The sequence below is a fragment of the Solibacillus merdavium genome (assembly GCF_014836935.1).
Lineage (GTDB): Bacteria > Bacillota > Bacilli > Bacillales_A > Planococcaceae > Solibacillus > Solibacillus ferritrahens.
The window spans coordinates 1-13338 of the sequence record NZ_JACSPW010000010.1; the positions used below are offsets into that span (position 1 = coordinate 1).

Here is a 13338-nt window from a genome sequence, read left to right on the forward strand (position 1 = left end):
AATACTAATCGGTCGAGGACTTAACCACATTTTATTGCACAACTCAATGAAACGTTTATCCAGTTTTGAAAGAATGAAATTCTTTCAATAGTCTAGTGATGATGGCAAAGAGGTCACACCCGTTCCCATACCGAACACGGAAGTTAAGCTCTTTAGCGCCGATGGTAGTTGGGGGCTTCCCCCTGTGAGAGTAGGACGTCGCTAGGCTCAAAAAGTCGCTGCTGATTCAGTCAGTAGTGGCTTTTTTATTATTTTAAAAAGATAGTGAATTAAAGATAACAAGCATGACCTGAAAGGATAAGACTTTCTGGGGCATGCTTTTTTTATTTAACGAACGTAAATACCTTAATGATTTTGAAGATACGCATTAAAGGTTGAGGGTTTAAAAAGGTTCGCCAATCGATCTTTGAACAGATTTCCGGATTTGAAACTTTTACAACTAAAGTACCGTATACAGAAGGGAAATTTTAATTAAGGGGGGAGCTGATGCGTAAAATACTGTATATAGCGGTAGCTAGTGTATTGCAGGCGGCCTGTGGCAATGATAATAACAAGCAGTACAGATATAACTACTAAAGGACAAACTGAATGCTCTCAGGAGGTCATCCAGATGAACGGAGCATAATTAGGGAATGGCAAGACATGATCGAAATTCCACAGGCACCATTGGAAATTATTTTAGATTTGCAAAAAACGGGCGGAAATATATCGGTGCCAGCCCAAGGATGATTAAGTGAATTTTCATTTGAATTCCGCTTACTTTAAATCCATATACAGAAGCTTCTATAACATATGAAGAACATTCTCTCCCTATTTTCGGCGGAGAGTTAAACGTAGCATTACAAATGCCCGAACAACCTACAGGGGAGCTTATTATCCATGCAGGTTCTGGACCAACGAATAAAGATGGAAATACTATTGGTGGTGGGTCTAATAATAGCCTAAAGATGATTGCGGAAAGTTTAGCAGACCAGGGAATTACCTCAATTCGTTTTGATAGGCGGGGTATTGGAGAAAATACAGCCCTAATAGCATAAGAAGAAGACTTAACATTTGATATGTATGTAGAGGACGTCACGTCGATTGTGGACTATGCTAAAATTTACAGCCGCTTTTAGCGAGTGGCTTATTAGATAAAATTGTTAAATTCGTGAAGTGAAATAGCTTCTAGATAAGAGGATTATTTTCTCACTCTGAAAATAAAAATGTAAGAAAAATTATTTAAAAAAAGTGCTTGTATAAAATAAAAACGTTGCTATAATAATAAATGTACAAGGGAAACAATGTACTCGGGTACATTTATAGTAGCGTTCCGAAGTAGCTCAGTTGGTAGAGCATCCGGCTGTTAACCGGCAGGTCGCAGGTTCGAGTCCTGCCTTCGGAGCCATTTTTTTTTGCTCTTTTGTATAGTGAAATTAAAAACAAAAATTTTTAAAAAAATTTTTTCAAAAAGGCTTGCATGATATTGAAAATGATGATATTATAAATCTTGTCTTAAAGAGAACGTAACATTTACATAACGGCCCGTTGGTCAAGTGGTTAAGACACCGCCCTTTCACGGCGGTAACACGGGTTCGAATCCCGTACGGGTCACCATTTAAGGCTTCATAAAAAAATAATCAGTAACACTTGTTATGTATGGAGGATTAGCTCAGCTGGGAGAGCACCTGCCTTACAAGCAGGGGGTCGGCGGTTCGAGCCCGTCATCCTCCACCATTCATTGTTTAACAGTGTTGCATCATTTGTCGGAGGGGTAGCGAAGTGGCTAAACGCGGCGGACTGTAAATCCGCTCCTTAGGGTTCGGCGGTTCGAATCCGTCCCCCTCCACCATCTATAAAATGTTTGGGGTATAGCCAAGCGGTAAGGCAACGGATTTTGATTCCGTCATGCCCTGGTTCGAATCCAGGTTCCCCAGCCATTTTTTTTATTTTTTTCTGAGCCATTAGCTCAGTTGGTAGAGCATCTGACTTTTAATCAGAGGGTCGAAGGTTCGAGTCCTTCATGGCTCACTTTTATTTTATAAATTTAGAAGTGCACTTAAATTAAAAAATTACAATCCTTTACTTATATTTATGAGTAAAGGATTTTTTGCATTTTAAAGGGAAAATCGTGTAGGAAATCGAAATTTCAATAGAGAGTTTAGCTGAGCATAGTATAGCCGACAAATATATTAAAAAGATATCGTAAGGGGATGGGAAAATGAATAGAAAAATTTCGATTGTAGGTGTTCCATGTGATTATGGTCAACAACGTCGTGGGGTGGATATGGGACCAAGTGCTATTCGATATGCAGGCTTGCAGCAACGTTTAGTAAATCTAGGATTTGAGGTTGAAGATGAAGGCAATATTCAAGTAATTGAAAGAAATGCAATTGAAAAGAAAGACGAAAAACTTCTAAATTTAGATGAAGTAATTAAAGTGAATACAGCACTTGCCGAGAAAGTATATGAAGTTGTAAAAAAAGATTGTACACCGCTAGTATTAGGGGGTGACCATAGTATAGCAATAGGTACGTTAGCAGGACTTTCCATGAAATATAAAAACTTAGGAGTAATATGGTTTGACGCCCATGCCGATTTAAATACACCAGAGACAACACCTTCAGGAAATATTCATGGTATGCCTCTTGCTACAAGTATAGGGCTTGGACACAAGAGATTGACTTCAATATTACACGGAGAACCAAAAATCAAAGCAAAAAATATAATCATTATTGGCGGGCGTTCGATTGATGAAGGGGAACGTGAATTAATAAAAACGCGTGGAATTAAAATCTATACGATGCATGAAATTGACCGACTTGGAATGACGCATGTAATGGAAGAAACGGTGAATTATTTCAAACAAAATGAAATAGATGGAATGCATCTATCTCTTGATTTAGATGCATTGGATCCTTTATATACACCTGGAGTTGGAACACCGGTTGCTGGAGGAATTACCTATCGAGAAAGTCATTTAGCAATGGAGATGATTCAGGAATCAGGATTGCTGACTTCTGCCGAATTTGTTGAAGTGAATCCTATACTGGATGAACGTAATAAAACGGCTGATGTAGCAGTTGCGTTAATCGGTTCTTTGTTTGGTGAAACTTTAGTATGAATATTGTGGAAAAATGGGTAGAGCATAATGAAATTTGTTATAATAGGTACACATATTTTTGCGGAAAAGATAAAATAAATTTTTTTGAAAATGAAACCTTTTAAGAAACAATCCGTATATATAGAACAGCTGAAAAGGTGGAGAGGAAAGACAAATGGATGCGTTAGTAAATAAAAGAATAAAGCAAGTGCTTAAAGGTGATCAAAACGCATATGCCGACATTGTTAACCTCTACCAGCACAAGCTGTACCAAGTATGTTTTCGAATGCTTGGAAATAAACAAGAAGCAGAAGATATTGCTCAAGAGGCGTTTATACGTGCCTATATTAATCTACATTCGTATGATCAAAATCGAAAATTTTCAACATGGCTTTATCGAATAGGTACGAATCTATGTATCGACCGTATTCGGAAAAAGAAACCAGATTACTATTTAGATGCCGAAGTTGCTGGGACAGAAGGATTGGATATGTACTCGCAAATTGCTGCTGATGAGCAATCACCTGAAGCTGCCGTTGAACAAATGGAGCTTCAGGACAGAATTCAATATGAAATCAGTCGCCTCCCTGACAAATATCGTTCGGTCATTGTTTTAAAATATATTGAAGAGTTATCGCTCCAAGAAATTAGTGAAATTTTAGATATGCCGCTTGGTACAGTAAAAACCCGTATTCACCGGGGTCGTGAAGCGTTAAGAAAGCAGTTAAACAATTTGTAGGAGGAAGATACGCATGAAAACGTGTGCATCAAAATTCGTGGATTATATGCACGAATATTTAGATGGTGATATTAGTCGTGAGCATGAACAATCATTAAAACAACATTTGCAGACATGCCCGGACTGCCAACAACATATGCATGAATTAAGTGACACGGTTGCGTTTATCAAGAGTGCAGCGCATATTACTGCCCCTCCAAGCTTTGAGGAACAAGTGATAAGTCGTTTACCGAAACGCAAAAATTCTGTCGGCATAAAGCGTTGGTTCCGTCAGCATCCGCTACTCATGGCTGCTGCATTGTTTTGCTTGTTTATGAGTGCTACAGTGCTAGGTAGTTTCCCGAATGACAATCAATTTTCTGTGACAAAAAAGCCAAATATAGTTGTTGAAGGGCAAACGGTAACAGTTCCCGCTGGTGAAGTTGTTAAAGGTGACATCGTTGTGAAAAATGGCGATATCATTATTGAAGGGGAAGTAGATGGGAATGTCACCGTGATAAATGGAAACTATATGGCATCTACAGCAGTAGTTACAGGACAAGTAGAGGAAATCGATGAAATGTTCGAGTGGCTATGGTTTAAAATTAAAGATGGCTTTAATAATTTGATGGCGGTCTTTAGCAATAAATAAATAAATAAATAAATAAATAAATAAATAAATAAATATCAGTTTTACTGAAAATCACATAAAAATAAATTTTTCCTGACGAATGGTGAAACTTTCTTCAAAAAAATGACGTTCTATTATAAAAGGCAAAGTCTACTCGTTCGGGTAGACTTTTTTCTGTTATGAAAGTTAATCAATGCCAAAATTGTGCTATACTAAAGGCAATATGGATTAGCTATAAAAGGTGGGGGATGCCACATGCAAATAATTGAACAATTTACAGACATTGCTGCTGTAGATATGATTTTTAAAGTGTTGGACGTACTGCTTGTATGGTACGTAGTTTATAAGGCATTGACCCTCATTAAAGGAACGAAAGCCGTTCAATTATTAAAAGGGTTGCTGATTGTTGTTTTAGCGAAATTTGCTACCTACGTTTTTGGACTCGATACACTTGATTGGCTATTGCAGGAAGTAATTGACTGGGGTTTCTTGGCCATCATCATTATATTCCAACCGGAAATTCGCCGGGCGCTTGAACAAATAGGGCGAGGGAAGATTTTCCAACGCACTAATAACCAACAGGAAGATGAACAAACACGTTTAGTCGAGGCAATAAAAAAATCTGTGAGCTATATGGCGAAACGTCGGATTGGTGCACTTATTTCAATTGAAAAAGATACAGGTCTAAATGAATATGTGGAAACAGGCATTAAAATGGATGCCGCGCTTTCTTCTGAATTAATGATTAATATTTTCATTCCAAACACCCCATTGCATGATGGAGCTGTAATTATCCAGAAAAACCGAATTTCGGCTTCTGCCTGTTATTTACCGTTATCTGAAAGTGCATTTATTTCTAAGGAGCTAGGAACACGTCACCGAGCTGCACTGGGATTAAGTGAAGTCACAGATGCCATTACAATTGTAGTATCGGAAGAAACAGGTGCGATCAGTATTACAGCAAACGGCAATTTACACCGTAATCTCACTATGACTGAATTTGAAGAGCTATTACGTAAAATGTGGTTTGGTCCTGAGCAAGATTCTAACTTAGCATCTAAGTGGACTTGGGGAGGGAAAAAGAATGGATAAATTATTCGATAGCCCGTGGATGCTACGGTTAGCAGCATTGTTTTTAGCGGCTGCTTTGTTCCTGTACATTCAAACAGAAGGAAATCGAACAGCTGATTCGGGTTCGTCAAACGAAACAGATGTCATAACAAATGTCCCGCTGGAAGTGTATTATGATTCAGATAATCTGTTTGTCACAGGGATTCCTGAAACCGTCGATGTGAAAATTTCCGGACCGACTGCAATTGTTTTAAAAACGAAGCTTGAAAAGGATTTTAAACTATTTGTCAATTTAAACTCATTGTTAATCGGTGAACATAGCGTTACAATACAGCAGGAAAACTTTTCTGAAAAACTTAATGTATCAATTGAACCGAAAATTGTTAATGTGACAATTGAAGAAAAAATTACCGAGCAGTTTCGTATAGAGCCTGAGATGAATAAAAGCCTTGTTGCTGAAGACTTCATCGTAAATAGGATGAGTGCAGAACCGACGAAAGTTGCTATTACAGGTGCAAAAAGTGTGATAGATAACATAAGCTTCGTAAAGGCAACAATTACAGGTGAGAAAGGTTTAAAAGAATCATTTGAGCAAGATGCGACTGTAAAGGTACTTGACCGTGATTTAAATAAACTGGATGTGCGTGTTAATCCAGATAAAGTTAAGGTGAAGGTAGAAATTAATGAATATAGTCGAGAAGTCCCGATTACATTGAAGGAAATTGGGGAATCAGTAGATGGGCTTACGATTGAAAAGTTGTCGTCAGAGCCATCCCGCATCACTGTTTATGGGGCGAAAACGACAGTGGATGCTTTGGAAGAAGTAATTGTAGAAGTATCTCGTGAAAAAATTACTGAGTCTGGCTCCTATGATTTTAGTATTCCGCTTCCTACAGGTGCAACGAAGCTATCACAGGATAAACTAACGGTATATGCAGAGGTATCAGGTAAGCCTGTTCAGGAAGAGGAAAGCGAAGCCAATGCAGAGGAAAGTGTTGACGACGCTGAGTAAAACTAACTACCAATAAAACAACCAATCCACATTAGGTGGTAAATTTAAAACGTATGTAATTTAAGCGTTGAAGGAGAGAGAAAGTAATGGGTAAATATTTCGGAACAGATGGCGTCCGCGGTGTCGCAAATAGTGAACTAACACCAGAGTTGGCGTTTAAACTAGGTCGTATTGGCGGCTATGTGCTAACGAAGGATGCTAAAGATCGCCCGAAAGTATTAATTGGACGAGATACACGTATTTCTGGGGAAATGTTGGAAGGTGCACTTGTTGCAGGTCTCCTTTCAATTGGTGCGGAAGTTATGCGTTTAGGAGTGATTAGTACACCAGGTGTTGCTTATCTTACACGTGTCATGAATGCAGAAGCAGGGGTCATGATTTCAGCTTCGCATAACCCTGTGGCGGATAACGGCATTAAATTTTTTGGTCCAGATGGCTTTAAATTAACAGACGCACAAGAAGCAGAAATTGAAAGCTTAATTGATGCAGAAGAAGATACATTACCACGTCCTGTAGGTGCTGCTGTTGGTTCAGTGACAGACTACTTCGAAGGTGGACAAAAATATATTTCATACTTAAAACAAACTGTAGATGAAGATTTCGAAGGCTTACATGTGGCGGTTGATTGTGCACATGGGGCAACTTCATCTTTAGCAACACATTTATTTGCAGACTTAGAGGCCGATATTTCTACTATGGGTGCTTCTCCAGATGGTTTGAATATTAATGAAGGTGTAGGTTCAACACATCCTGAAAAATTAGCTGAATTTATCTTAGAGCGTAATGCAGATGTTGGCCTGGCCTTTGATGGAGACGGTGACCGTTTAATCGCAGTGGATGAGAACGGAACAATTGTCGATGGTGACCAGATCATGTTTATCATCGGAAAGTATTTACAAGCAAAAGGTCGCCTAAACAAAGGTACAGTCGTTTCTACTGTAATGAGTAATATGGGCTTCTACAAAGCATTAGAAGAGCATGAAATGACAAGTATTCAAACAGCAGTTGGTGACCGCTATGTCGTAGAGGAAATGCGTGCAAACGACTATAACCTAGGTGGCGAACAATCAGGTCACATCGTATTTTTAGATTACAATACAACTGGTGACGGACTTTTAACGGGAATTCAATTAGTAAGCATCATGAAAGCAACAGGTAAAAAACTATCTGAGCTTGCAGGTGAAATGACAATTTACCCGCAAAGATTAATCAATGTTCGTGTTACAGATAAACATGCAGTAACACAAAATGAAAAGGTTGCAGCAGTAATTGCTGAAGTGGAAGCAGAAATGGCCGGCAATGGTCGTGTGTTAGTCCGCCCTTCAGGTACTGAACCTTTAGTACGTGTGATGGTAGAGGCAGCTTCTGCGGAGGCTTGTGAAGAATATGTTACCCGCATTGCAGATGTGGTAAGCGCAGAAATGGGTTTAGCTGAATAACATAGAATAAGGCGCCGGGGGTGATGGAGACATTGCTTTCGGTGTTTTTTGCTTTTGTGGGGATGGCTAGGGGCTCATTTTCTAATATACTGACTTGAAGTTCTAATATAGCTAAAAAAGATCTAGTAAAAGACCATTTTTCTGAAATAATTTCAGTGTTCTAAAATTCGGCTCAAATCGTCTAATATCATGGTGAAGTGTCCTAAAATCAAACATATCTTTTCTAATATTAGCTTCATTTATTCTAATTAAAGCACCTTACTAAAAAGCTTATAACTAAACCAATAAATGTTTTAATTTATAATCTTGAGGGAAACGATATAGTGTACCCTATTAAGACGAAGGAGTGTTTTACATTGGCTAAAATTGCAACATTAATTACAGATAAGTTTGAAGATGTGGAATTCACAAGTCCGAAAGAAGCACTGGAAGCTGCAGGGCATACACTTGTAACGATTGATAAAGAAGGAAATAAATCAGTTACAGGTAAGAATGGTGAGGCTACAGTTCAAATCGATAAAGGTGTGGCAGATGTAAATCCTGCAGACTTTGATGCATTGTTTATCCCAGGAGGTTTCTCACCGGATTTACTGCGTGATGATGATCGTGTCGTAGCATTCGCAAAGTATTTTATGGATGAGAAGAAACCTGTATTTGCGATTTGCCATGGTCCACAACTATTAATTACTGCAAAATCCTTAGAGGGAAGAGATACGACAGGTTATAAATCAATTAAAGTCGATTTAGAGTATGCAGGTGCAAAATTCCATGATGAGGAAGTATTTGTTTGTCAGGAACAGCTTGTGACAAGCCGTACTCCAGATGATTTGCCGGCATTTAACCGTGAAATCGTGAAGTTATTAAAAGATAAGGCACTGTAATAGTGCTCTTAGCATAAGATAATATAATAGTGCATATCCCGTTTGGAAGTCATTGGAGTGAATGAATAAATCAGTGGACAGCACAATTCTTCACTGATGCGTTATTCCAATGACAAAACGGGATTTTTTTCTATGAAGCGCTTACATTAGAAACAGAGGATTGACGTATGAATTTGATTATGTGTATGATGGAAATGCTCATGGAAAAAACTATTTCCTAAGTTGCGCTAAAGGAGGGAAAAATGCGCATAAAATAAAATCGGAAAAAAAGTAAAAGCGCCAGAGCTAAGGAAATCGAGCGAACATTAATCCTTAGCTGACGAGGTGGAGGTTTATCGAAATTTCGGCGGATGCCTCCCGATCGCACATGCCCGGTTGTAACTTTCGTTTTAAAACAGAGAAGTGATTTTCTGGACAGAAGAACGAAACGGCATACAAATAAAAAATACTAACAAGCTACATCACCTTTTAAAGAGTAGGAATTTTATAGATGAGTGGACACCTTGCTAAAAGAGAGCAAAGAACATCTTCTAATTAACATTCCTAAAGCGCATCCGGCGAAAAAAAGGTAGATTTCGTAGTCTGCTTTCTTATTGCCAAAAGTCGCTTAGATATAGCTGTTGCATCGGAGGAAATGGATTATGTGTGGAATTGTAGGATATAATGGTGTATTAGACGCAAAGGAAATTTTATTAAAAGGTTTAGAGAAACTAGAATACCGTGGCTATGACTCAGCAGGGATTGCTGTTCATAATGAAGAGGGTATTACAATCTTTAAAGAAAAGGGCCGTATTGCTGATTTGCGTAAAGCAGTAGATGGTGATGTCGAAGCTGCAGTAGGAATTGGTCATACACGTTGGGCAACTCACGGTGTACCGAATCGCTTAAACGCTCACCCGCATACAAGTGCTTCAGGAAGATATACGCTTGTACACAATGGCGTTATTGAAAACTACCACTTATTACAAAAAGCTTATTTAAAAGGCACAAAAATGTCTTCAGATACAGATACAGAAGTTATTGTTCAGTTAGTTGATTTATTTGCAAAAGAAGGACTATCAACATTAGAAGCATTCCGTAAAACTTTATCGTTAGTGCATGGTTCATACGCATTAGCGCTTTTAGATAACGAAGATGTTGAAACAATCTATGTAGCGAAAAACAAATCTCCTTTATTAGTAGGTGTTGGAGAGGACTTTAATGTTATTGCTTCAGATGCAATGGCGATGCTGCAAGTAACAGATCAATTTATCGAATTACATGATAAAGAGGTTGTTATTGTGCGTAAAGACAAAGTAGAAATTTCTACTTTAAATGGCCGTTCGGTTGAGCGCGCTCCATTTACAGCAGAACTAGATGCTTCTGATATTGAAAAGGGTACTTACCCTCACTATATGTTAAAAGAAATGGATGAACAGCCTACTGTTATCCGTAAAATTATTCAAGCTTATGAACAGGGCGAAGATGTAACGGTTGATGCTGATATATTAGATGCATTGGCAGAAGCTGACCGTCTATATATTATTGCAGCGGGTACGAGTTACCATGCTGGATTAATCGGTAAACAGTACTTTGAAAAAATTGCTGGTATCCCGGTAGAAGTGCATATTTCAAGTGAATTTGGCTACAACATGCCATTACTTTCGAAAAAGCCTCTATTTATCTTTATTTCACAATCAGGTGAAACAGCAGATAGCCGTCAAGTATTAGTGAAAATTAAAGAGCTTGGCTATAAGTCATTAACTGTAACGAACGTTCAAGGTTCGACGCTTTCTCGAGAAGCGGACTACACATTACTGTTGCATGCTGGACCAGAAATTGCCGTAGCTTCTACTAAAGCTTATGTCGCACAGATAGCTGTGTTAGCGGTGGCGGCTTATGCGGTGGCAAAGCAAACAGGTGTGGCACTTGATTTTGATTTAAAACAAGAACTGGCAATTGTTGCAAATGGTATTCAAACAATCATCGATTCAAAAGATAAAATGGAGCAAATTGCTGAAGATTACTTGAAAATTGCACGTAACGCATTCTTCATCGGCCGTAACATGGACTTCTGTGTATCGCTAGAAGGTGCATTAAAGCTAAAGGAAATTTCTTATATTCAAGCAGAAGGATTTGCTGGCGGTGAGTTAAAGCATGGTACAATTGCCTTAATTGAAGAAGGTACACCTGTATTTGCTTTAGCAACACAAAAAGACGTAGCGCTTAATATTCGCGGTAACGTTAAAGAAGTTGTTGCGCGTGGTGCCAATGCATGCATTATTGCAATGGAAGGTATGGAAGAAGAAGGCGATTGCTTAGTGCTTCCTCCTGTTCACGAACTATTAACACCACTTGTATCGGTTGTACCGTTACAGTTAATTAGTTACTATGCGGCTCTTCACCGTCGTTGTGATGTAGATAAACCACGTAATCTAGCAAAATCGGTTACAGTTGAGTAGAATGATAAAAACAACCTCTATTGTGAGTTATAACTAATATTGTCACAACTTATAATTATATTTGTCATATAATTATAAGTTGTTATGACACATAAGTTCACCTTGATACTGCGATAAACATTGCTGGATCAAGGTTTTCTTTTTTTAACCCCAGTTGTATTAAACAAGTGTAATTTACTAAAAGTTAAAAAAGTAACAGTTAAATATTATAATTAATATTGGCATAATCCTATTCTGTGACTTTGAAATAAAGTTGAACTGTTTTGTAACTGTATAATAAAGTTGTAGCTTTGTAATAAAGTTTGATTAAAATCATCTTTCCTCTCTAGATTTCTTAGAGGATAGATGATTTTAATTTGGATATTTATGTCAATGAAACTATATAGATTGTGAAGAAATGTACTTAAACTAACGTCGCAGTTTAGTTGAAGAAGGATTATAGTCAGATTTACAACGATAAATAAAGAAATGTTACCAAACGACGCTTTGGGAATGTTCTTTATGAGTCGCATATCATTTTTACTAATTAACTGTAAGATATATTAGCCGATAGTTTAAGTAATAAAGAATTTCAAAAGGAGATGTTTGAAATGAGGTCAGTAGGCATTGATGAAATGACATTAAAATTACTAGGAGTAGAAATATCAGATAAGAAAGCACAAATGCCTGTGCCTAAATTTAATGGTGCGACAGGTATGCCCACAAAATCAGCACCAGCGATGAGTGAAGAAAAATTTAAAGAAGCAATTATAGCACAAGCTAAAAAGGATTTTGAAAATGGTAAGTTTGGTGGTCATAACAATTCTTCTTATATGGTGTTAAAGAACAGCTTTGTTTCTGTCGTATCACCTGACCGTAAAGGTTCAATCGCACAAATGATAAGACAAATACCAGCCTTACAGCGTGGTAAAGTCAGCTATTTAGAGATAAAGGACGCTAAGGGAAATCTTACGTCTACCTATTCGCCTCATAACGGTTGGCACGCAATTGGTACAAAAGAAGAGCAGCGTCGTGAAAGTGCTTTTGACGCAATTTATACAGAAACGTGGCGCGCTTTAAAAGCCGAGGCACAACAGCAAGTAAAACCGACTTCGAGTTCGATTGATACATTTATTTGAGCTATACAAAGACATACAAAATAACGTTCCCAAATGCAAGTTAGGGAACACACCAAAAAGCCATAAACGCTGTCACATCAACATTTATGGCTTTTCATATGGAACATTGTTTATACGTGATTTTATGCACGTTTCTACAAAGCCAGTGCCAGCAACAGGTTGAGCGTGTTTTTGGAGATGCTGTGTCAACGACGATATTGTATAGAATTGTGTATATTCTTAACGTTGTAAATCCGCATAAATCTGACTTTCCCCTTATTGAACTAACGGGTGCTTTAGTTGAATATTGGATTTCCGAAATGATCAATCTTTATTACAAAAAGCCCTATACAAAAATGAAAAATAACCCCTATTTTGATTAATATTTGTCAAAATAGGAGCTATGATTTTCTATAAGAATCATCATTTATAACTGCATTTTAATCAAAATGTTTTTCAAAGTATAAGTTTCTGGGAGAGATTTTGTTTTTTTGCGATGACTCAAGAAGTCTTTTAATTCACGTTCAAAAGCCGGGCGATTAGCTGCTGAAATTAACTTTAGTTTTGGTGACATTATGGGTTTTATATGATGCTCGGGACCGAGAACAGTCACATTGTCCCCATTGTGAGACCCCATTTACACGAAAACAAATTTTCCGTAAAACCTATATGCCCTATCGTGAAAAATGCGATTCTTGCCAAAAAATTATTTATTTAGAGGGTAATGCCACACAGAGTACAATGAGATATGCACTAATACCATTAGCACCGATCTGGCTACAAAATTTCCTGTCACTTCACTTTGCCTATGTATTGTTATTTTCAGCGCTATTTGTTGTCTCCTTAACATATTTTTATACACCGCTTATGGTACAGTTTACTGATCGAGATACGACAATGGATGATTTTAAGAAGTGAGAATTTAAGCTTGGCAAAATATGCTAAGCTTTTTTCGTCTTTTTAGCA

Annotated in this window: 12 protein-coding genes, 6 tRNA genes and 1 rRNA gene; all 19 read left to right on the forward strand. The window is 37.8% G+C overall.

The features are described from left to right. Positions 1 to 91: 91 nt before the first annotated feature. The 19 genes from rrf (at position 92) to H9632_RS19130 (ending at position 13290) form a co-directional block, all read left to right on the forward strand. Positions 92 to 207, forward strand: a 5S ribosomal RNA gene (gene rrf, locus H9632_RS11340). Between the two features lie 381 nt (positions 208 to 588). Next, positions 589 to 729: a hypothetical protein gene (locus H9632_RS18865; RefSeq protein ID WP_225223808.1), complete on the forward strand. Its 141-nt coding sequence runs from the start codon at positions 589 to 591 to the stop codon at positions 727 to 729. 116 nt (positions 730 to 845) lie between these two features. After that, complete coding sequence (locus H9632_RS18870; RefSeq protein ID WP_225223809.1) at positions 846 to 1037, forward strand: hypothetical protein; 192 nt, start codon at positions 846 to 848, stop codon at positions 1035 to 1037. 274 nt (positions 1038 to 1311) lie between these two features. Beyond that, positions 1312 to 1387, forward strand: a tRNA-Asn gene (locus tag H9632_RS11350). Between the two features lie 134 nt (positions 1388 to 1521). Beyond that, a tRNA-Glu gene (locus tag H9632_RS11355) sits at positions 1522 to 1596 on the forward strand. A 44-nt stretch (positions 1597 to 1640) separates the two neighbouring features. After that, positions 1641 to 1716 (forward strand) — tRNA-Val (locus tag H9632_RS11360). A gap of 31 nt (positions 1717 to 1747) precedes the next feature. Continuing rightward, positions 1748 to 1831, forward strand: a tRNA-Tyr gene (locus H9632_RS11365). Between the two features lie 13 nt (positions 1832 to 1844). Further along, positions 1845 to 1919, forward strand: a tRNA-Gln gene (locus H9632_RS11370). Positions 1920 to 1937: 18 nt separating this feature from the next. Further along, a tRNA-Lys gene (locus H9632_RS11375) sits at positions 1938 to 2010 on the forward strand. A gap of 190 nt (positions 2011 to 2200) precedes the next feature. Next, positions 2201 to 3103: an arginase gene (rocF, locus tag H9632_RS11380; RefSeq protein ID WP_191704200.1), complete on the forward strand. Its 903-nt coding sequence runs from the start codon at positions 2201 to 2203 to the stop codon at positions 3101 to 3103. Positions 3104 to 3257: 154 nt separating this feature from the next. Next, a complete protein-coding gene (gene sigW, locus H9632_RS11385; RefSeq protein WP_191704201.1) occupies positions 3258 to 3821 on the forward strand; it encodes an RNA polymerase sigma factor SigW in 564 nt (187 codons plus the stop codon). 13 nt (positions 3822 to 3834) lie between these two features. Continuing rightward, complete coding sequence (locus H9632_RS11390) at positions 3835 to 4452, forward strand: zf-HC2 domain-containing protein (RefSeq protein WP_191704202.1); 618 nt, start codon at positions 3835 to 3837, stop codon at positions 4450 to 4452. A gap of 234 nt (positions 4453 to 4686) precedes the next feature. Next, on the forward strand, positions 4687 to 5523 hold the full coding sequence (cdaA, locus tag H9632_RS11395) for a diadenylate cyclase CdaA (protein ID WP_191704203.1): 837 nt from the start codon (positions 4687 to 4689) through the stop codon (positions 5521 to 5523). Continuing rightward, a complete protein-coding gene (locus tag H9632_RS11400; protein WP_191704204.1) occupies positions 5516 to 6514 on the forward strand; it encodes a CdaR family protein in 999 nt (332 codons plus the stop codon). The genes cdaA and H9632_RS11400 overlap by 8 nt, the downstream gene beginning before the upstream one ends. Positions 6515 to 6600: 86 nt before the next feature. After that, positions 6601 to 7953, forward strand: coding sequence for a phosphoglucosamine mutase (gene glmM / locus H9632_RS11405; RefSeq protein ID WP_191704205.1), 1353 nt, complete (start codon positions 6601 to 6603; stop codon positions 7951 to 7953). Positions 7954 to 8309: 356 nt separating this feature from the next. Further along, positions 8310 to 8834, forward strand: a complete 525-nt coding sequence (locus tag H9632_RS11410; protein ID WP_191701466.1) for a type 1 glutamine amidotransferase domain-containing protein — start codon at positions 8310 to 8312, stop codon at positions 8832 to 8834. 641 nt (positions 8835 to 9475) lie between these two features. Beyond that, positions 9476 to 11275, forward strand: a complete 1800-nt coding sequence (gene glmS / locus H9632_RS11415; protein ID WP_191704206.1) for a glutamine--fructose-6-phosphate transaminase (isomerizing) — start codon at positions 9476 to 9478, stop codon at positions 11273 to 11275. Positions 11276 to 11865: 590 nt separating this feature from the next. Beyond that, on the forward strand, positions 11866 to 12393 hold the full coding sequence (locus H9632_RS11420) for a hypothetical protein (protein WP_191704207.1): 528 nt from the start codon (positions 11866 to 11868) through the stop codon (positions 12391 to 12393). Between the two features lie 546 nt (positions 12394 to 12939). Beyond that, positions 12940 to 13290 (forward strand): TIGR04104 family putative zinc finger protein, encoded by a 351-nt coding sequence (locus H9632_RS19130; protein WP_404829026.1) that lies wholly within the window; start codon positions 12940 to 12942, stop codon positions 13288 to 13290. Positions 13291 to 13338: the final 48 nt, after the last annotated feature.

Bases quoted from the DNA above. Each gene is read 5' to 3' on its own strand.
- glmM (WP_191704205.1), top strand. From the start codon at position 6,601: ATGGGTAAATATTTCGGAACAGATGGCGTCCGCGGTGTCGCAAATAGT.
- H9632_RS11400 (WP_191704204.1), top strand. From the start codon at position 5,516: ATGGATAAATTATTCGATAGCCCGTGGATGCTACGGTTAGCAGCATTG.
- glmS (WP_191704206.1), top strand. From the start codon at position 9,476: ATGTGTGGAATTGTAGGATATAATGGTGTATTAGACGCAAAGGAAATT.
- cdaA (WP_191704203.1), top strand. From the start codon at position 4,687: ATGCAAATAATTGAACAATTTACAGACATTGCTGCTGTAGATATGATT.
- H9632_RS11390 (WP_191704202.1), top strand. From the start codon at position 3,835: ATGAAAACGTGTGCATCAAAATTCGTGGATTATATGCACGAATATTTA.
- sigW (WP_191704201.1), top strand. From the start codon at position 3,258: ATGGATGCGTTAGTAAATAAAAGAATAAAGCAAGTGCTTAAAGGTGAT.
- H9632_RS11420 (WP_191704207.1), top strand. From the start codon at position 11,866: ATGAGGTCAGTAGGCATTGATGAAATGACATTAAAATTACTAGGAGTA.
- rocF (WP_191704200.1), top strand. From the start codon at position 2,201: ATGAATAGAAAAATTTCGATTGTAGGTGTTCCATGTGATTATGGTCAA.
- H9632_RS18865 (WP_225223808.1), top strand. From the start codon at position 589: ATGCTCTCAGGAGGTCATCCAGATGAACGGAGCATAATTAGGGAATGG.
- H9632_RS18870 (WP_225223809.1), top strand. From the start codon at position 846: ATGCCCGAACAACCTACAGGGGAGCTTATTATCCATGCAGGTTCTGGA.